Origin of the sequence: Billgrantia pellis (assembly GCF_008297955.1) — a bacterium.
Lineage (GTDB): Bacteria > Pseudomonadota > Gammaproteobacteria > Pseudomonadales > Halomonadaceae > Halomonas > Halomonas pellis.
The window spans coordinates 204,867-223,215 of sequence record NZ_VTPY01000001.1 but is presented as its reverse complement, the minus strand read 5'-3'; the positions used below and the strand labels follow the sequence as shown (position 1 = coordinate 223,215).

The following is an 18,349-nucleotide window of genomic DNA, read 5'->3' as shown; positions in this document are numbered from 1 at the left end:
TTTACCCCAGATCGATGCAGAGGTACTTGGTCTCCAGAAACTCCTCGATCCCCTGATGGCCACCCTCACGGCCGAGCCCCGAGGCCTTGACGCCGCCGAACGGTGCCGCCGTATTGGAGATCAGTCCGGTATTGATACCCACCATGCCGTACTCCAGCGCGTCGGCGACGCGCCATACGCGGCCCAGATCGCGGGAGTAGAAGTAGGAGGCGAGCCCGTATTGGGTGTCGTTGGCCATCTGCACGGCGTCCTCCTCGTCCTCGAAGGGGAACACCGCGGCCAGTGGACCGAAGGTTTCTTCGTGCGCCACCTTCATGTCGCCGTTGGCAAAGCTGATCAGCGTGGGCGTGAAGAAATTGCCGCCCAGCGGGTGCGGATGCCCCCCCAGCAGCAGCTCGGCGCCCTTGTCGACCGCATCGTGCACGTGCTCACTGACCTTGCTCACCGCATTTTCGTCAATCAGCGGGCCGATGTTGATGTCCGGCTCGGTGCCGTCGCCCACTTTCAACTCGCTGTTCATCGCCACGGCCAGCTTCTCGCAGAAGGCATTGACGACACTGGATTGCACCAGGAAACGATTGGTACAGATACAGGTCTGCCCGGCATTGCGGAACTTGGCCGCCATGGCGCCCTCCACCGCGGCATCCAGGTCGGCATCTTCGAAGACGATGAAGGGCGCATTACCCCCCAGCTCCAGCGAGATCTTCTGGATGTGCTGCGAGGCGCGCGCCATCAGCTCGCGGCCGACTTCGGTGGATCCGGTGAAGGTGATCTTGCGTACCAGTGGCGATTCGGTGAGCGCTGCCGCGATCTCGCCGGCACGCCCCGGTACCACATTGAACACGCCTCGAGGAATCCCGGCACGCTCGGCCAGCAATGCCAGCGCTGTGGCCGAGAACGGCGTCTGGCTGGCGGGCTTGATCACGATGGTGCAACCTGCCGCCAATGCCGCGCCGGCCTTGCGCGTGATCATCGCCGCCGGGAAATTCCAGGGGGTGATGGCGCCGACAATACCCACCGGCTGCTTGGTGATCACGATACGTTGGTTCGGCTTGCCAGCAGGAATGGTCTCGCCATAGATCCGCCGCGCCTCCTCGGCATACCAGCGAATGAAACTGGCAGCGTAGGCAATCTCGCCGGCTGCTTCCTTGAGCGGCTTGCCCTGCTCGTAGGTCATGATCAAGGCCAGATCGTCCTGATGCTCGAACATCAGGTCGTGCCACTTCATTAGGATATCGGCCCGCTCCTGGGCGGTGAGTCCGCGCCAGCCGACCAATGCCGCATCCGCCGCGGCGATCGCCCGTTCGGTCTCGATCCGCCCCAGCCTTGGCACGGTGCCGAACGTCTCCCCCGTCGCGGGGTTGGTGACCTCGATCTGTTCGCCGCTATCGGCGGCGACCCAGCTACCGTCGATATAAGCGAAGGGGCAATAGAGTTGTGTTTCCTTGAGAGCTTCCATGTCGTGTCTCCCGGCCTCGTAGGCCTCGATGTCAGCGATGCGTGGTCGTGTCGAAACCTGTCCCTGTCACGGCGTTTCGGTAGCGTGCTGCCCGGGTGCCTCTCGGGGCGCATCCTCCTCCGGTAGCGTTGGCTGCAACATGGCCGTCAGTATGGCAAGTATCAGCACCAGCGCGATGGCGATCCAGCAGAAGAGGCGGCCCATGTAGCGTTCGGGCTGGCGATGTATCTGGCGCAGCCCAATGAGGGCGAAGATGGCAGCCGCGAAGTTCACTGGTAACAGGCTGCCCTCGAACAGCAGAGCGACGAGCGCCGTGACGATGGCCGCCATCGCCCAGGGCGAGTAGCGCCGTCGGGATGGGGCGGGGGAAGGAGTTTCGCTTGCCAACGCTGCGTCTCTCTATCGGCTTTAGAATCTCCATGCTAAGCGTAAAGCCGGGCCATGGCCAAACGTTCCCGGAGCGGTTGCCGCAGGTGGCATTCGCTCAACGCTCGCGTCGCAGTTCGCGACTTGCCGAGAGGGTAACGGAAACCGAATCGGCAAAACGGAGTGCATGCGGCTTGTCGATCTCGACCTGTGCGGTAAGCACCGGCTCGTGGGACATGATCAGATCCAGCACTTCGCGCGTCATGCGTTCGAGCAACTGGAATCGCCCCCCCTCCACCAGGCCAATCACCGCCTTGGTGATGGTCCGATAGTTGAGTGCCTGCTCGATTCGATTGAATTCGACCGCCCTGTCGGCGCGGTAGCGGATCACGGCATTGATCACTACATCCTGACGATTGATCACCTCCTCCTCCTTGATACCGATGAAGGTGCGCAGCCGCAGGTTCTTGATACGAATCGTCGCCATGCCGTGATCGAGATGCTGGTCGTCGAGGGCGTGCAGCGTCATGTCGTCAAGCTCCAGTGGAGAGTCGGCCGCTCATGGCAGCCTTAGGAGACCGCGAGCGCATGCTCAGCGACCGCTGACCAGCGTCAGGAACTCCTGCCGTGTGGTCAGGTTGTTACGGAAAGCGCCCAGCATCACCGAGGACGTCATGCTCGAGTTCTGTTTCTCCACGCCGCGCATCATCATGCACAGGTGTCGCGCCTCGACCACCACGGCGACACCACGCGCCTGCGTCACCTGCTGCACGGCCTCGGCGATCTGCCGGGTCAGGTTCTCCTGAATCTGCATGCGCCGCGCGAACATCTCGACGATGCGGGCGAACTTGGAAAGCCCCAACACTCTACCACTCGGCAGATAGGCGATGTGGCATTTGCCGATGAAGGGCAACAGGTGATGTTCACACATCGAATAGAGTTCGATGTCCTTGACTAGCACCATCTCATCCGTCTCGGACTCGAAAACGGCGCCGTTGACGATCTCCTCCAGTGTCTGAGCATAACCGCGCGTCAGGAACTGCATGGCCTTCGCGGCCCGCCTGGGCGTATCACGCAAGCCCTCTCGATCGGGATTCTCACCCAGCTCAAGAATGATCTGACGGTAATGATGGGCAAGTTCTTCGGTCATGGTCAGGCCCCGTGCCGAGGGTTGTCGGTCGTTCGTGATGGCCTGGCCATCACCGTGATCACATAAATGCTATACAAAATAATTTTTTTGTACAAAAATGTTTTTCCCAAGGCATCATTCTATCGTAACCGACATTCACGCGCAGGCCGAAGGTGGCCTGCATCGAGCTTCCCTGCGACATTTGTTCCGCTGCCGGTGCGAAGTGCCTATGGTAGACTCGCGCTATCGATACTGCTCACGCGCAGATACCATTTACCGAGAGCCCGATATGATCCAAATCCCGGACGCCCGATCGACCGCCACCGGATTGGCCCTTCTTCTCCTTCCCTTGAGTGCCGCCGCCGCCACCCTGTCACTGCCCACGGACGCTCGCATTGCCGTGCAAACGGTTGACGAGCTGATTATTGAGGACGGCAGCGATCGGCGTGACGATATCCTGCTCCGCCCTGTCAGTGGCGTCGCCGAGTCCAGCCATACGCTCCCGGAGTATTGCGTCGTCATCGCCGATGCCCGGCAGGAAGGTGCTCGCCTGCGCATTACGGCCAAGGCCCTCACTTGCATCGAAACCAGCGGCGACGACAGCCGCGTCTACAGCGGCGAGATATCCGCTGCCGCCTACGAATTGGATGATAGCTACGGCATTGCCGCCTGTGACTCCGGTCGCTGCTCGCTACCGCCCGATCACGCCTTCCTGCTCAGGCTGGCCGACGAGGTGACCATCGAGGAACAGGACAACCCCTCCGAACGCCTCAACGAACAGCGTCGCCAGGCCGACGGATCCGGTGTCGCCAATCCTATCCCCGCCCAGCGCCCGGACCCCGACGACGAATGAGCACGACGACGCTCCCGTCCCGGCGGGAGCGTCACTCTGCCAACCAGCGCGGTGCTCGTTCGAGTGCCTGCCGCTGCTGTTCCAGCTGTCGAATGTGCCCCTCCCAGTAACCGCTGTCCGCCACCCAGGGAAAGGCCAGTGGAAACGCCGGATCCTGCCAGCGTGCTACCAACCATGCGCTATGCCGCATGAGCCGCAGCGTCCGCAACGGTTCGATGAGCGTCAGTTCGCGACGATCGAACTCACGATGCTGCTCGTAGCCCTCCAACACTTCCGATAGCTGCATCTGCCATTCGGCTTCATGCTCGGCGGTGAGGAACATCCACACATCCTGCACGGCAGGCGCCATCAGGCTGTCGTCGAAATCCACCAGGGCGAAGTTGTCGTCACGCCCCAGCAGGTTGCCGATATGGCAATCTCCCTGGGTCCGGATCGTCTGCCTGAGTGACCAGGCGTATGCCGCGAGTTCATCGTGCAGCGCATCCGAGATGCGTTCATACGCCTGGCGCTGGCGCCGTTCCAGCCAGGGCGTAGCCAACACGCGTGCCTGCGCCTCGCGCACCATGCCATCCAGGTCGAGCCTGACGCGATGCCGGAACTCGCCGCGCTCCCCTACCGCGTGCACGGCTCCAATCAGCTCGCCCAGGGCGAACAGGTGGGCGGGGTTCTCCAACTCCGGCGCCTGCCCCGGCAAGTGGGGAAACAGCGCCAGCCGAAACCCCTCCACGTGATGCAGGCTACGCCCGGCCTCGTCGCGCCAGGGCGCCGCCACGGCCACGCCTTCCCCGCTCAGCTCAGCGAGGAAGTCGTGCTCCTCCTGAATCTGCTCGTCACTCCAGCGCTCGGGTCGATAGAACTTGGCCACCCAGCGCTGTCCTTCATCGTCATACAGCAGGTAGACGCGGTTCTCGTAGCTGTTCAGCGCGAACGGCTCCCCGGGCAACCAGAAGCCGAGCGACTCGATGGCCGCCACGACGCGGGCAGGGGAAAGGGTGGCGAAGGGATGTGTCACGCTCTGCATGCTCTAAATCGACTATGGGTTTGTCATGGTAACAGCCAAACGCGGATGAGGGGATCACCCGCCCGCCAGCGGCGTACGCGCCACTGCCCAGGCCTCGACCTCTCGGGCTCCGGCGGCCAGGCAGGCTTGTGCCAGGGCATCCAGCGTAGCCCCAGTGGTCATAACATCGTCGAGCAGCGCCACGCGGGACGGAAGCGTTCCCTTGACCACGAAGCCCCCACGCAGGTTGCGGTAACGCTCAGCGCGATCGAGACCGCGCTGTGAGCGGGTATGCTGGCGCCGCTGCGCACGCGTCAGCGCCAGGCCGTGACGCGATGCCAGGCGCCTGGCCAGCCAGTCGGCCTGATCGAAGCCGCGCTCCCGGGCCCGCCGGGGATGGAGCGGCACCGGTATCAGCGCCTCGGGCCAGGCCAGCGCCTCAGGCGACAGGCCGAGTTCGAACAGCTCGAGCAGTACGTTGCCGGCACGCGGCGAGGCATGAAACTTGAAGCGCTGCATCAACCTGGCCACTTCGTCCTCGTAGCGCAGCGGCACTCGCGAACGAATGAACAGCGGCGGCCGGGTCAGACAGTGGCCGCAGCGCTTGCCCGCCAGCGACCCCGGTGGCTGCGGTTCGGCGCAGTTGGGACAAGCCGGCAGGTTCCACGGCAGCGACTCGAAGCAGGCCTCGCACCAGGGACGATCCCGCTCGCCCGGTGCCAGGCAGAAACTACAACGCCCTGGCAGCGCCTGGCGTAGCGTGGCGTCGAGGCCATGCCAGAGCGAGCGCAGCCAGCTGACCTGTCCTTCCGGGGTCCCTTGAATATCATTATCACCGGACTTCACCAGCATCAACGCTCCCTGCCAAGATAAGGCTGGAATCCACTACACCACGAGAGTATATGTCAAGCCAATATCATCACCGTAAAGCCTTAATGGATCTTCACATCATACCCAAGAGCTCTCAGCCCTTTACTCGTCCTACCATTACGAGGCGGGCAAAGCTCCGGCCTAGCCCAGCCAGTCATCTCGGATATCTGGTTGATACCGAAATGGGGGAGCTTTCATTTCTCGCTATAGACTGCCTCAAACATGCTAATGACAATATTATTTTCCGACTTACTGAGCCCATGACATCAACCAACAGGTTTTTAGAATTTACGTAACTCGTTGTGGCAGGTAAGGAGAAACATTATTTTAAAGGAACCTCCCTTGGTATCACTAAGCCATCACTCTCCTTCTGGCTTTCCTCAAACTCAATAGCAAGAGAAAGGTACATTAGCGAATTCCTACAGAGCTTAGCCAAGCCTTTGAGCCTCCTTTCGAACTCAGTTATTGAAACCAATACAGAGTGCGAAGAAAGCTTTTCTTTCTCATGTAATTTTTTCTGGAGCACATCCACCTGAGACTCCAAAGAACTCTTTTCCGTCTCAGCTTCTTTTCTTTTATTTACCTCGCCAGACTGCTTAGCTTCTCTAATCTTAGGAAAGATTCCTTCGATATCACACCGCAACAACCTTATCTCTTCTTTTACCTTTTCAACTTCATTCTCATGAAGCCTATAATCTCGACTCACAGACTCTTTACCGAAATCATCTACAATTTTAAGAGACCTATGCTCCATTGCATTTCTGATCTCATCATAACTAGCCACATCAGGATCAACCCATTTACTGATGTTTGTGTATGACTTTAACTCACGGATATCTTTAAGAATAAAAAACAGTGCATGAATGAAAGGGTTTTTACTATTTTCTAGAGCCTTATTAGGCTTTGAAGTCTTGCCACTCGTATTCACAAAAATATTTATAAAGCTAACTCTACCATCATTATCAATAGGGCCAAGATCAAAAAACCTATAAATAAAATAAGCTATTTTATCTAGCAGCGAGTAAAAAATCCTAAAAGAGTTTTTATAGTGCGAGGTTTTCAGGTTGTTGATAGTGTATGAAAAATCCTCAATATGTCTATATGTGCTGTTGTAAAAATGATCAACATCTTCAGGGATGCTCAGACCAACAAACAATAAATACCTAGCATAACAAAAATCATTTTTAAGCTCATCAAAATTACCGTGATATGCTAGGCCCTCGCTCAGCGAAAGGGTTTGATTTATATAAGACACAAAGCTCGGCAAGGACAAAACATCTTGCTTAACCAAATCACCAGATAGAATATCATTCAAATCATTTAAAAATAGCTTTTCTGCATCTACCCAGTCCAAGTATTCTCTTTCCTTTCTATCTATACCGCCTAGCTTGAACTCGTCGTTGAAATAAAAATCTCCACTTTTTTCTTGATACCACTTGCTGAAATCTTTGAGACGACCACCTTCAGCAACACTCTTTCTTTGAGACGGATGCATTAAATGCTTCCGCTTTTCTGGCTCAAGGAAATTATTGTAAGCACATCTTAAATGATATATAGCATGGTCTTGATCGTAGAGGGAGCCAGCTATGAAAATTTCGTTGTTTGCTTTTGAAACAAAAGCTATTGGGTTTCCTTGCTTTATGGCTGAGTCATAAAATGGAATAGCACATAGTGCTCTACCTTGTGAAGACAGGTTGTTAGCAAGATTCGTTTCTATGCATGATTTAAGATGGCTTTCTTCTCTATCCCAAGGAGATTCACCAATAGCATGAAGTGCCTTGCGAAAATAGAGAACAGCCATACTGAGATCATCGGAAAACCAGTCTGTCCGAGAATATTTATACAGCTCTTCATAAAGGTTGCCTACTGAATAATAATAGCGAGACTCATCATAAGGTGACTGAAACACGAAATCAGTTTCTTCAGCCACATCACAGATTGTTTTTATCGCCTGATGATCTTTGCTATCAATCAGCTCATCTGCCCTAGCTGTAAAGAGAGCAAGGCTATCACTATCCATCAGAACCTGTTCTGCCCTCTCCATAGAGTCACCTTTTAAAAAAATAGAAAGATTTTAATTAACAAAATCAATGAATTTTCACATCATACCCAAGAGCTCTCAGTCCTTTACTCGTCCTACCATTGCGAGGCGGACAAAGCTCCGGCCTAGCCCAGCCAGTCATCTCGGATATCTGGTTGATACCAAAATGAGGGAATTTTCGCTTCGAGCTATACGCAGCCTCGAAAAGCCTTTCTACGATATCTTCTGGCTTGCCTGAGTCCATGACGTATATCAGTAGGTTCTTTATCGTCTGTCCTGATTGATTTTTCTTTGTCCACAACCACTCTGCGAAGGCTTCAACACGGCCATCCAGGGCCGTATAGGCATCATCAATGTCCAAAACTTCTAACCGCATACGTTTAACATGGTCCGCCGTGGAGTGGTTGGCTTTGCAGATCTCGGCAAAATCCTCGACGGTCAAGTTGCCTATGTTCTCTTTTGACAGCAACTCATGGATTACCGGGGCTCTATGGTGGCAGTTGTAGTCTTCATCTGAAGGTGGCTCTGGCAGTCGTGACCACCAAATGAGACCATCTTGCAAGGCTTTGGCTGGATCGGCTTTATTTTTGTTGTAGAAGTCATTGTATGGATGCTTTGCCCCATCCTTCACTTCATTGTAGTAGTAGGCATGTAGGAACTGATCAGCCTGCCATGCTCGGGGAACGTCTTCATTGAGCCATGCAGGGCGGTAGTCAGGAGCCTTGCTAGCAATGTTCCGCAGGTAAGATAGGCCATTACCCCACTCCCTTATAAAACGGGCTCTGTGAGCATCATAGGCTTTCTCTGGGGTCGTGTGAGTGGTTGGTCCTTCCCATACCTGATGCTTCCTCTTCTTAAGGCTAGCCTCATCAATTACTTTCAGCTGGGCTTGCCTGAGCTTGTGTAGAGCTTCTTGCTCTACTACAACCTCTTCCGTCAACTCAAAGATTTCTTCAAACGAAGCCAAGTTTTCAAAGAATAATTCTAGCTCTGACAATGCATCATCAGCAGAAAGCTCGTCTTCACTGAGGAACACACCGAACTCGATGTTCGTAAACCAAGCCCTATCCGTGAGGTTGGCTGAGCCGATATATGCTCCATAGCCTTTCCACCAGATCACCTTGGAATGAAGTATGTCTGGCACTAGGTTGCAGAAGATATTATTCCCTACGTTTGCCAGCAATTTCCTTAGCAGAACGGGTGCCACTGGAACAGTGTGGTCATATCGCATCCAGATATCGAGCCGAAGCTTGTTATCAAGACAGTTTTGGAGAAGAGTGGATGCATCGCTTCCATAGGCAATGGCTGCCTTGACAAACTCTATCTCGTCATCAGACGAGGGAAGAACGTCCCGAAGGTAATGACCGTTAATTTTGTTTCCAAAAAATTTCATAGGCTACCTTCTCCTTTTCAGCTATACAGGACTCACCACCTCTTTTTTTATTCAAGCCTTCAGATTAAGAGCTATGCTCATAAGGAGCAGCCTGCTTATCATGCAAATATTCAATAATTGCCTGACGATCAAGAAAGTGGCCAAAAACAAAATTTTCATAAAAAGGATTTAGCCGAGTTACATTGATGTCAGCCCTACGTGCTTTAAATGCCGACTCCTTAATTGACATAGCCATTTTATACTCGGCAGAAGTTCCATCCTTTTTTGATATCTGGAGACGGAAAACAGTGTTTAAGAGAGAAATAGCAATTTCATATACTCTTACATCTTCCTCTCTCCCCAGCTTGTAAATAATATATAGCGGAATCGAGTCAAGAGCAGATCGCAGCCCTTTATTATTCAGAACAGAAGCCTCATGTCTTTCGAATATTTTCTTAAGAATTGACAGGCTAACATAGTCAAACCTAACAAGGAGATCTACAATGTCTTCGTTATAAACCGGAAAGGGGAGGCCAGAAAAAGCATGCAATTTTAAACCATGCAACCGTGTATCTAATTTTTCATTAGATAAGATTTTGGTAGCTAAGATGTGCATGGGATAAACGTCGATACCATATCTCTCAACTAGGCTACCAATAGCATTATCAATTGTCAGCCAAGTTAAATTATAAGAATGGCATGCCATAATGGTCTGAAGCACAGTCCTATCTATGCCATCTTTTAAAACATTCAAGTCATGAGGAAAGTCAGACTCTAGAATTTTTGCCCCTTCTATAACCTCAACTTGAGATAAAAATTTTCTTAGCCCAGAAACAAAATATTCATACTCTCTTTCGATATCCTCACCTAATGTCCTATACAGCCGTCCTTGCTCGTTTAGGCCAACAGTCATGTAGTCTGAAGAAACTATATTTTCAACCGATTCCTTCAGCAAAGATTTGGTTTCTTCAGTGATTTTTATTTTGCTTTCACACAATCCCTTTGACAACCCAGCCAAACAGGCATAAATAACAGTGTAGGCATCAGCTATATATTCAAGAGATTCTTGACTCGGTGTTTCAACTGGAATAACCAATTTGGGGATAGCAGGATCTGTAAATAATTCAAGTGCCGCCTTGCATGGATCTTGTGAATTTATTGCATTACCTTTCATCAGCAAAGGTATATTAACGTCACTGAATATTTCTTCATTTCTTCTTGGTGTGAGCCTCTTAAGGCTTTCCTCCATGAAAGCAACAAGCTCATCACCACCCTTTGGAACTTGAAGCATGAAAAATGCATCACTTCCATCGTTCATTTCCTGCCTTATTTCACAAGATATGCGGAAAGCAGCAACATAAGGTGGGGTTTTTTCCAAAAGTGTTATGTCCTCAACCCACGTCTTATCAACACCCCCCGGCTTAAGAGCCATTAGTATTTTTGCCAAATTGGAGCTAGAGCTCAACACATACTGATTAACAGGGTAGCTTTCGTCATTGACGATAATAGCCTGAATTGATTTATTTCCTTTCCTGTATACTACTCCAACAATGGCATCTCCTACATTCTCAGGCTTCGGATCAAAATCATTTGAGGTCCGATGTGCAATGCTATATCCAAGGTATAGACCACTTACCACTTTTGCAGCTTTAACTGGTTCGCGTAAGAAAAGGTCAACGACCACTTGTTCAACTTTAGAAAAATTCACAAAATGATGCATCATCGCTAGAAGCTGGAGCGAGTCATCATCATCAATGCTAATTATAGAAACATCTATCGCATCTAAAAACTCACCAACCCCTTTATCAAGCCTTATCAATATTCTAGCTTTTTGCAGGAGTAGTTGAGAGGATGCTTTGTTCAGTGCAATAGCTTTATCAATTGAATTTAGGGCTTTGTCAAGCTCACCTTTATTTGCTTGATAATGAGATTTCAACGACCAATAAAAACTTGAATCTTGTGCATCATTATGTAGTTTTGTTAGCAATTTATGAAAGCTTCGATACTGACTGCTGTTATAGAGTGCAACAAGATACTCCTTCATTACAGGAGACAGCCATGGGCTTTCAAGAGGAAGTAAATCACCTAATATTCCGCATGTTTCACTATAAAGCTCATGACGGTTCAGGTTACTAACCAGCTTGGCGATAAGCCAAGGGTTAATTTTATTGAAATCACCACCTATATCATGAAAATTTTGAACAAGCTCTGGCATTACATGCTTATTCTTCATCTTATAATCTAGAGATGTAGCAGAATGCATCAACAAAATAACAAACCGAACTACTGTCTCGTCGTCGGAAATAACTGAAACTTTATTTGCAACAATTTCATCGATCACACTTGAATCTAAAACATCAATTGCTAGCAATGCATCTACAATATCCAATTTCTCTTCAGCTAGAACCTTTGCTTTCAGCTCTTTTCTAGCCGACTCGCTTTCCAAAAGCAAGAAATTCCTCTTTATATCGCCTTCTAAACCATCATAATTTTTATTTTCGGTAGCATGCAATAAGGCAGCGGCTTCCTTAAATTCATCCTTCCATTTATCAATATATTTCCAGCATATATCGTTGAGAATCTGACTCGCTGAGGCAGAATAAGAAAGGAGAGGTATGGCCATGTTAAAAAGCCTTTTGTCTTGCCCTTCGGTATCTTCAATCAACTTTTGCAGTGCATGACTAATCTGCAATATTTGATCTTTTTTGCTTTTCTCTACAAACCAAAAAGCACGACCCTCTATCTCAGCTATCAACTTCTTGTATAAAGCCTGCAAATATACAACTTCAAAATCATGAGTTTGATATGTATTTTTAGCCTTACGAGAAACTTTTAATGCTGTTGCTGAGTCCTCAATCCTAAGAAGCCCTCTGACGACAGAAAGCATCTCTACATCCGTATAATGAGAGCTGTTGCTCTCGGTTTCGAGCTCTTCCTTACTTGCCAAAAACTCTAGGTATTGACACCGTGACAAGAATCCTGGGTTTTCTGCATTTTTAAAAGCATCAATAGCACCCTCTTCATTTTTTAGAACCAGCCTCAGCCGAATCAAGGCTGCAAGAAACATATCTTTTACTTTAGGGCTTCTGGACTCTGTGTATACCCTTGATATTCTTGGTTGTATCGACTCTGCTTCAGACTTATCCGTTAAGCCAGAGATAAGATTTAAAGCATCTAAAAAAGGCTGGGAATCTTTTCCAAGCCTACCGGTGCTTTCTATTGTGTGAATTCTCGTTTTTGCACTTTTAACATCACCTTTACCAATATCGGAAAAAACTTCAATAGATAATTCTTTCAGGTCATCCGGCATGAGGTCTTGGAGCTCATACTTATTGCCCGCAACATTATCACCCCCTCTAAAGCTGAACTGGAACAGGTTACGGAAAATTCTTAACATGAGAGCATTCCTTTGCTAGCAATATTTGTCGCCACCAACATTATCACCATTCCCAAAGTGATACTGATTTGTTATATTTTGAACATTTTCTTGTTTAATAGTATTCAACAGCTCGACAAGCTCAGGGTATTTAGACATTCTTTTTATTACTCCTTTTTCATTTAGCTCTTCCAAATCCTCCCTTTGGTCTATTTTAACTATCTCATCTGCCACATGCTCCAGCTTCGCTTGATCTGCCTTGATAGCTTTAGCAAGCTCTCTCACCAAATAGTCTTTTGTAAGCGAAAAACCTTTCTTAGTAGTTTCGCAAACTATGTTTGCTACCACTCCTGCCACAACACTATCTATAAACATAACAGTCCCCCTTAGTGTTTTTGACTTAGACTTTTCCCATACTAGTGTTATTTTTTTGTAACCGCAATATGTTCTTCCACCATGCCAGGCGGATAAGATTTTGTTTTTAAAGGGTTTAATAGAACACAAGCAAGAGATGTAAAGTTGCACCTTAGGTAGCGGACATCACATCGTCGAGCAGCGCCACGCGGGACGGCAGTGTTCCCTTGACCACGAGCCCCCGCGCAGGTTGTGGTAACGCTCGGCACGATCAAGACCGCGCTGCGAGCGGGTATGCTGGCGCCGCTGCGCACGCGCCAGCGCCAGGCCGTGACGCGATGCCAGGCGCCTGGCCAGCCAGTCGGCCTGATCGAAGCCGCGCTCCCAGGCACGCCTGGGATGCAAAGGCACCGGTACGAGCGCCTCCGGCCATGCCGGAACCTCCCGTGACAGGCTGAGTTCGAGCAGTTCCAGTAGCCTCGTGCCGGCGCGGGGGGAGGCGTGAAACTTGAATCGCTTCATCAATCGCGCCACATCGCCCTCGTAGCGCAGCGCCACGCGGGCGCGCACGAAGGCTGGGGGTCGTTGCAGGCACCGGCCGCAGTGCCGCTCCGCCAGCGATCCCGATGGCTGCGGCTCGGCACAGCCTGGGCAGGCCGGCTGGTTCCAAGGCAGCGACTCGAAGCAGGCCTGGCACCAGGGGCGATCCCGTTCGGCCGTCGCCAGGCAGAAACCGCAGCGCCCCGGCATCGCTTGACGAAGCGTTGCGTCGATACCGCGACACAGGGGCGCCAGCCATGCCATGCCTCGCTGTACCAGGGGCCCTCGCCGGCGATGAGTCTTCATGCTCTGCCTCCCTGCGATCCGTCCTGTGTGGTCAGCGTTCCAACGCGATGCACCGTGAACCCTTCTATACGACAAGAGTTGACAGTCGGAGCGTTTCGCGTAACCTCGCCAGTCAACCCAACGTCTTCATTAGGTTGACAACAAGCGAGGCCCCTATGCCCGACGCCCAGCACGCCAATACGTACGATGTGTCCCGTCAGGCCATGATCCGTCACGACTGGTCGCTGGCCGAGATCGAGGCGCTCTTCGCGCTCCCTTTCAACGATTTGCTGTTCCGAGCCCAGCAGGTCCACCGGGCCCACTTCGATGCCAATGCCGTGCAGGTGTCCACGCTGCTGTCGATCAAGACCGGCGCCTGCCCGGAGGACTGCAAGTATTGCCCTCAATCGGGCCACTACGCCACCGGCCTGGACAAGGAAAAACTGCTCGAGATCGAGAAGGTGGTCGCCCAGGCCAAGGCCGCCCAAGAGGCTGGCGCCAGTCGCTTCTGCATGGGTGCTGCTTGGCGCAGCCCGCGCGAGAAAGACCTGACCGTGGTGATGGAGATGGTGCGCCAGGTCAAGGCATTGGGTCTCGAGACCTGCATGACGCTGGGCATGGTCGACGCGGACCAGGCAAGCCGTCTGGCCGAGGCCGGCCTCGATTACTACAACCACAATCTCGACACCTCGCCGGAATACTATGGCGAGATCATCACCACCCGCACCTATGCCGATCGCCTGGAGACCCTGGCCAACGTTCGCGAGGCAGGCATGAAGGTCTGCTCGGGCGGCATTCTCGGCATGGGCGAGGCCCCCCGCGATCGCGCCGCCCTGCTGCAGCAGTTGGCCAGGCTCGATCCGCATCCCGAGTCGGTGCCGATCAACATGCTGGTCAAGGTGCCCGGCACGCCACTGGAGGATGTGGAAGATCTCGACCCCATCGAGTTAATACGCGCCATCGCCGTGGCACGCATATTGATGCCAGCCAGCCACGTGCGTCTCTCCGCGGGTCGCGAGCAGATGAACGAGTCGACCCAGGCGCTGGCCTTCCTCGCCGGGGCCAACTCCATCTTCTACGGCGACAAGCTGTTGACTACCGGCAACCCTCAGGCCGCTCGCGACAAGGCCCTGTTCGCCAAGCTCGGCCTGCATCCCGAGCGGCGCAGCACCTGTCATGGCGACGATGCGCAGCAGGCCGCACTCGAGACTGCCGTGGCGCACCAGTCGCAGCAGGCCCGCAGCGCGGCGCTGGCCTACGACGCGACCCAGGCCTGAGCCGATGTCGACGCTTTCGACCGCGTGGCCCCAGCGCCTCGCCGAGGCCGCGGCCGAGCGCCGTGGCCAAGGCCTGTGGCGCGAACGACGCACGCGCGGCACCGATCTGGTCGACTTTGCCGGCAACGACTACCTTGGCCTGGCCAATGACCCTCGACTGGCCGAGGCCCAGGCGGAAGGGGCACGCCGCTTTGGTAGCGGGGCAGCGGCTTCGCACCTGGTCAGCGGCCATCTGGAAGTGCATGACGTCCTCGAGCGGCGCTTGGCCGAACTCGTCGGACGTCCCCGTGCGCTGCTCTTCTCCACCGGCTACATGGCCAACCTTGGGACGCTGCAAGCCCTGTGCGACGATGCCACACACGTCTTTCAGGACCGTCTCAACCACGCCTCGCTGCTCGACGGCGCCAAGCTGTCGGGAGCCCGCTCGCGGCGCTTTCATCATCGTGACCACGACGATCTCGAGCGCCTGCTCGCCCGGACACCGGCCAAGGCAGCCAAGCTCGTGGTCAGCGATGGTGTGTTCAGCATGGACGGCGACGTCGCCAATGTCGGCGCACTGGCGGACCTCAGCGCCCGGCACGACGCCTGGCTGATGATCGACGATGCCCATGGCCTGGGGGTGCTCGGCGCTCACGGCGACGGCTGCGTTGGCCGTGCCCATGATGTCGAGCGCGTCCCGATACTGGTGGGCACCCTGGGCAAGGCGCTGGGGACCGGAGGCGCCTTCGTTGCCGGCAGCGAGGCGCTGACCGAGCATCTGATCCAGTTCGCCCGTCCCTATGTCTTTACCACCGCCCAGCCGCCCGGCGTGGCCGCCGCCACCCTTGCATCGCTCGACATACTAGCCAGCGAACCGGAGCGTCGCGAGCGCCTGCGTGACGCCATCGGCTACTTCCGCCATGAGGCGGCCCTGCTCGGGCTACCGTTGGCCGATTCGTTCACGCCCATCCAGCCGCTCATGCTGGCCGACACCGAGCGGGTCATGCACTGGGCCGCCGATCTGCATGAGGCGGGCCTGGCGGTCGGCGCCATTCGGCCTCCCACCGTGCCACGCGGCGAGGCCCGGCTACGCATTACCCTTTGCGCCAAGCACGATCGGGCGGCGCTGGACCGGCTGCTGGAAAACCTCTCACGCCTACAGCGGGAGGAAGCGCCATGACCCAGCTCGTACTGCTCTCGGGCTGGGGCATCGATGCCAGGATCTGGCAGCCGCTTACCCCTTACTGGCCGTCAGGCGTCGAGGTGCGCGCTCCCGACTGGCCGGGCTACGGCAACCGCGTCGGCGAAGCGGCACCGGCGACGCTGGCCGAGCTGGCAAGCGCAATGCGCCATGACCTGCCGGATAATGCCGTCTGGGTCGGCTGGTCGCTCGGCGGCCTGCTTGCCGGCGCATTGCTGGCGCACCTGCCGGCACCTCGCGCTCTGATACTGATAGGAGCCGGATACCGCTTCTGCAGCGAAGACGGCGTAACGCCAGCGGAATTGGCTACCTTTCGCCGAGCCTTCGAACGCGAGCCCCATGCCACCTGGCAACACTTCCTGCGCTGGCAGCTACAGGGGGAGCCTTCTTCGCGCTCGGCCCATCGCCGTCTGCTCGGCTTGATGGGTCGTCACCCCAGCGCTTCGTATGAAACGCTGGCCTTGGGCCTCGACTGGCTGGCGCAACTCGATCTCTCCGAGCCGCTCGGGGCACCGCCCTGCCCGGTCCGTCGCATGATCGGCGAGCGGGACAGGCTGGCAGGCCAGACAGCCCAACGGGAGGCTGACCTGCTCCTCGCCGACAACGGTCACTGCCCGATGTTGACGCGACCGGATGCCTTGGCGAATCAGCTAATCATGCTGCTTTGCGATATCGCTTCTTTACCGGGAGCCGGCGAGGCCGCTCCATGACATTGGCCCTGAGATACGCCACCGCCCCCTGCGAAGCCAGCGCCTGGCGCCGGCAAGTGGCTCGCGCCTTCTCGCGCTCATCGGAACGCTACACACGCCTGGCCAAGGCGCAGCAGCGGATGGGCGAGTCGCTCTGGTCCTTGCTCCCGACTCAGGCAAGTCGCGTGCTCGATTTGGGCTGCGGCCCCGGCCATTGGAGCCGGCGTTTGGCAGCACGGTTCGACCTGGATTGTCGCGTGTTCGGTCTCGACCTGGCCCCTGGCATGCTCGAGGCCGCTCGCCGCGAAACACCCGCCAATGTCGACTGGCTGTGTGCAGACGCTGCCGCCCTGCCCCTGGCCGACGGCCAGTTGGATCTGGTGTTCTCCAACCTGGCCATCCAGTGGTGCCCGGATCTCGATGCCGTGATGACGGAACTTCATCGGGTGCTGCGTCCCGGCGGTCGTGCGGTGATCAACACGCTGGGTCCCGGCACGCTGAGCGAGATCGCCCAAGCCTGGTCGTCGCCCCAGGCCCTGCTCGACTTTCGCTCGCGAGAGCGACACCTGACCTGCGCACGCCTGGCCGGCTTCATCCATGTTCACTGCCACGAGGTCACCGAGCGCTTCTTCTATCCCGACCTGGCGGCGGTCATGGATTCGATCAAGGGGATCGGTGCCCAGACTCCACGCCCCGCCACGCGCCTGACCCGTTCCGACCTGGCCCGGGCCCAGCGATGCTTCGAAGCACTGCGCGAGCCAGCAGGGCTACCGGTCAGCTATCGACGTCTTACCCTCATTCTCGACAAGGAAGCGGAAGCATGACGCGTTATTTCGTCACCGGTACCGATACCGATGCCGGCAAGACCCTGGTGACCGCTGGGCTATTGGCACTGGCCCGCTCGCGCGGCCTGAGCACCCTGGGGCTCAAGCCCATCGCCTCGGGGTGCCGGCGTACCGAGGCCGGCCTGCGCAACGACGATGCCCTCGCGCTGATGGCGCGCAGCGTACCGGCACCGGCCTACGAGACGATCAACCCCTTTGCCTTCGAGCCGGCCATCGCTCCACACCTGGCAGCCCGCCAGGCAGGCGTGAACATCGGTCTCGCCCAGCTTGGCGAGCAGGTTGCCCCGCTGCTGGAAGAGCCGCGTGACCTCATCCTGGTGGAGGGTGCCGGGGGCTGGCGCGTACCGCTCAACGGCAGCGAGGACATTTCTGGACTGGCCACACATCTCGACCTGCCGGTGATCCTCGTGGTCGGTCTCAGGCTCGGCTGTCTCAACCACGCTCGCCTGACGGCCGAGGCCATACGCGCGGATGGGGCAAGACTTGCCGGCTGGGTCGGTAACCTGCTGGCAGCCGACTTCGCCCGTGACGCCTCGCTCTATGCCGACAACCTGGCCACGCTTCAGCACACCCTCGATGCGCCATGCCTGGGCGTGGTACCACGCCTGAGCCGGGTGACCCCGGCCAGGCGCCCCGAAGCCGCTGTTGCACATCTCAAGCTACCCGAAGGCGATTGACTTGCGACCGAGGGTCCGTACAATGTGGACGCCTGC

Annotated in this window: 17 protein-coding genes; 6 read left to right on the top strand and 11 right to left on the bottom strand. The window is 55.1% G+C overall.

Annotated features, from left to right (window positions below; all coding sequences use genetic code 11):
- Window position 1: 1 nt before the first annotated feature.
- From F0A17_RS01105 to folE, 4 genes are all read right to left on the bottom strand, one after another.
- The gene (locus tag F0A17_RS01105; RefSeq protein WP_149326498.1) at window positions 2-1,459 is read right to left on the bottom strand and encodes an NAD-dependent succinate-semialdehyde dehydrogenase; all 1,458 of its coding nucleotides are present in this window, start codon (window positions 1,457-1,459) and stop codon (window positions 2-4) included.
- 66 nt (window positions 1,460-1,525) lie between these two features.
- Window positions 1,526-1,846 carry a hypothetical protein gene (locus F0A17_RS01100; protein WP_149326497.1) on the bottom strand — a complete coding sequence of 107 codons (321 nt, stop codon included), beginning with the start codon at window positions 1,844-1,846 and terminating at the stop codon, window positions 1,526-1,528.
- Window positions 1,847-1,943: 97 nt separating this feature from the next.
- Entirely contained in the window at window positions 1,944-2,354 is a 411-nt protein-coding gene (gene folX, locus F0A17_RS01095; protein WP_149326496.1) for a dihydroneopterin triphosphate 2'-epimerase, read from the bottom strand.
- A gap of 63 nt (window positions 2,355-2,417) precedes the next feature.
- Complete coding sequence (gene folE / locus F0A17_RS01090; protein WP_149326495.1) at window positions 2,418-2,975, bottom strand: GTP cyclohydrolase I FolE; 558 nt, start codon at window positions 2,973-2,975, stop codon at window positions 2,418-2,420.
- 268 nt (window positions 2,976-3,243) lie between these two features.
- Here folE and F0A17_RS01085 point away from each other — a divergent pair, with 268 nt between their 5' ends.
- Window positions 3,244-3,807: a hypothetical protein gene (locus tag F0A17_RS01085; protein WP_149326494.1), complete on the top strand. Its 564-nt coding sequence runs from the start codon at window positions 3,244-3,246 to the stop codon at window positions 3,805-3,807.
- Between the two features lie 31 nt (window positions 3,808-3,838).
- Here F0A17_RS01085 and F0A17_RS01080 read toward each other — a convergent pair whose 3' ends face one another.
- The 7 genes from F0A17_RS01080 to F0A17_RS01050 all read right to left on the bottom strand — a co-directional run bounded on the left by F0A17_RS01080 (window position 3,839) and on the right by F0A17_RS01050 (window position 13,666).
- Window positions 3,839-4,828: a serine/threonine protein kinase gene (locus tag F0A17_RS01080; protein WP_187774583.1), complete on the bottom strand. Its 990-nt coding sequence runs from the start codon at window positions 4,826-4,828 to the stop codon at window positions 3,839-3,841.
- 54 nt (window positions 4,829-4,882) lie between these two features.
- On the bottom strand, window positions 4,883-5,659 hold the full coding sequence (locus F0A17_RS01075; protein ID WP_149326493.1) for a ComF family protein: 777 nt from the start codon (window positions 5,657-5,659) through the stop codon (window positions 4,883-4,885).
- Window positions 5,660-5,999: 340 nt separating this feature from the next.
- Window positions 6,000-7,721 carry an LA2681 family HEPN domain-containing protein gene (locus F0A17_RS20635; RefSeq protein WP_223111483.1) on the bottom strand — a complete coding sequence of 574 codons (1,722 nt, stop codon included), beginning with the start codon at window positions 7,719-7,721 and terminating at the stop codon, window positions 6,000-6,002.
- 43 nt (window positions 7,722-7,764) lie between these two features.
- A complete protein-coding gene (locus F0A17_RS01065) occupies window positions 7,765-9,111 on the bottom strand; it encodes a phospholipase D family protein (protein ID WP_149326492.1) in 1,347 nt (448 codons plus the stop codon).
- Between the two features lie 64 nt (window positions 9,112-9,175).
- Window positions 9,176-12,487: a tetratricopeptide repeat protein gene (locus tag F0A17_RS01060; RefSeq protein WP_149326491.1), complete on the bottom strand. Its 3,312-nt coding sequence runs from the start codon at window positions 12,485-12,487 to the stop codon at window positions 9,176-9,178.
- Window positions 12,488-12,502: 15 nt separating this feature from the next.
- Complete coding sequence (locus tag F0A17_RS01055) at window positions 12,503-12,841, bottom strand: hypothetical protein (RefSeq protein ID WP_149326490.1); 339 nt, start codon at window positions 12,839-12,841, stop codon at window positions 12,503-12,505.
- Window positions 12,842-13,006: 165 nt separating this feature from the next.
- Window positions 13,007-13,666, bottom strand: coding sequence for a ComF family protein (locus tag F0A17_RS01050; protein ID WP_187774582.1), 660 nt, complete (start codon window positions 13,664-13,666; stop codon window positions 13,007-13,009).
- Window positions 13,667-13,821: 155 nt separating this feature from the next.
- Between F0A17_RS01050 and bioB the strand changes: the two genes are divergently transcribed.
- From bioB to bioD, 5 genes are read left to right on the top strand one after another with little or no spacing between them, the layout of a single operon-like run.
- Window positions 13,822-14,922 carry a biotin synthase BioB gene (gene bioB, locus F0A17_RS01045; protein ID WP_187774581.1) on the top strand — a complete coding sequence of 367 codons (1,101 nt, stop codon included), beginning with the start codon at window positions 13,822-13,824 and terminating at the stop codon, window positions 14,920-14,922.
- 4 nt (window positions 14,923-14,926) lie between these two features.
- Window positions 14,927-16,081, top strand: coding sequence for an 8-amino-7-oxononanoate synthase (bioF, locus tag F0A17_RS01040; RefSeq protein WP_149326489.1), 1,155 nt, complete (start codon window positions 14,927-14,929; stop codon window positions 16,079-16,081).
- Window positions 16,078-16,812: an alpha/beta fold hydrolase gene (locus tag F0A17_RS01035; protein WP_149326488.1), complete on the top strand. Its 735-nt coding sequence runs from the start codon at window positions 16,078-16,080 to the stop codon at window positions 16,810-16,812. The genes bioF and F0A17_RS01035 overlap by 4 nt, the downstream gene beginning before the upstream one ends.
- A complete protein-coding gene (locus tag F0A17_RS01030) occupies window positions 16,809-17,615 on the top strand; it encodes a methyltransferase domain-containing protein (RefSeq protein WP_149326487.1) in 807 nt (268 codons plus the stop codon). The genes F0A17_RS01035 and F0A17_RS01030 overlap by 4 nt, the downstream gene beginning before the upstream one ends.
- Window positions 17,612-18,313, top strand: coding sequence for a dethiobiotin synthase (gene bioD / locus F0A17_RS01025; protein ID WP_149326486.1), 702 nt, complete (start codon window positions 17,612-17,614; stop codon window positions 18,311-18,313). The genes F0A17_RS01030 and bioD overlap by 4 nt, the downstream gene beginning before the upstream one ends.
- Window positions 18,314-18,349: the final 36 nt, after the last annotated feature.

Bases quoted from the DNA above. Each gene is read 5' to 3' on its own strand.
- F0A17_RS01105 (WP_149326498.1), bottom strand. From the start codon at position 1,459: ATGGAAGCTCTCAAGGAAACACAACTCTATTGCCCCTTCGCTTATATC.
- folX (WP_149326496.1), bottom strand. From the start codon at position 2,354: ATGACGCTGCACGCCCTCGACGACCAGCATCTCGATCACGGCATGGCG.
- folE (WP_149326495.1), bottom strand. From the start codon at position 2,975: ATGACCGAAGAACTTGCCCATCATTACCGTCAGATCATTCTTGAGCTG.
- F0A17_RS01085 (WP_149326494.1), top strand. From the start codon at position 3,244: ATGATCCAAATCCCGGACGCCCGATCGACCGCCACCGGATTGGCCCTT.
- F0A17_RS01080 (WP_187774583.1), bottom strand. From the start codon at position 4,828: ATGCAGAGCGTGACACATCCCTTCGCCACCCTTTCCCCTGCCCGCGTC.
- F0A17_RS01075 (WP_149326493.1), bottom strand. From the start codon at position 5,659: ATGCTGGTGAAGTCCGGTGATAATGATATTCAAGGGACCCCGGAAGGA.
- F0A17_RS20635 (WP_223111483.1), bottom strand. From the start codon at position 7,721: ATGGAGAGGGCAGAACAGGTTCTGATGGATAGTGATAGCCTTGCTCTC.
- F0A17_RS01065 (WP_149326492.1), bottom strand. From the start codon at position 9,111: ATGAAATTTTTTGGAAACAAAATTAACGGTCATTACCTTCGGGACGTT.
- F0A17_RS01060 (WP_149326491.1), bottom strand. From the start codon at position 12,487: ATGTTAAGAATTTTCCGTAACCTGTTCCAGTTCAGCTTTAGAGGGGGT.
- F0A17_RS01055 (WP_149326490.1), bottom strand. From the start codon at position 12,841: ATGTTTATAGATAGTGTTGTGGCAGGAGTGGTAGCAAACATAGTTTGC.
- F0A17_RS01050 (WP_187774582.1), bottom strand. From the start codon at position 13,666: ATGAAGACTCATCGCCGGCGAGGGCCCCTGGTACAGCGAGGCATGGCA.
- bioB (WP_187774581.1), top strand. From the start codon at position 13,822: ATGCCCGACGCCCAGCACGCCAATACGTACGATGTGTCCCGTCAGGCC.
- bioF (WP_149326489.1), top strand. From the start codon at position 14,927: ATGTCGACGCTTTCGACCGCGTGGCCCCAGCGCCTCGCCGAGGCCGCG.
- F0A17_RS01035 (WP_149326488.1), top strand. From the start codon at position 16,078: ATGACCCAGCTCGTACTGCTCTCGGGCTGGGGCATCGATGCCAGGATC.
- F0A17_RS01030 (WP_149326487.1), top strand. From the start codon at position 16,809: ATGACATTGGCCCTGAGATACGCCACCGCCCCCTGCGAAGCCAGCGCC.
- bioD (WP_149326486.1), top strand. From the start codon at position 17,612: ATGACGCGTTATTTCGTCACCGGTACCGATACCGATGCCGGCAAGACC.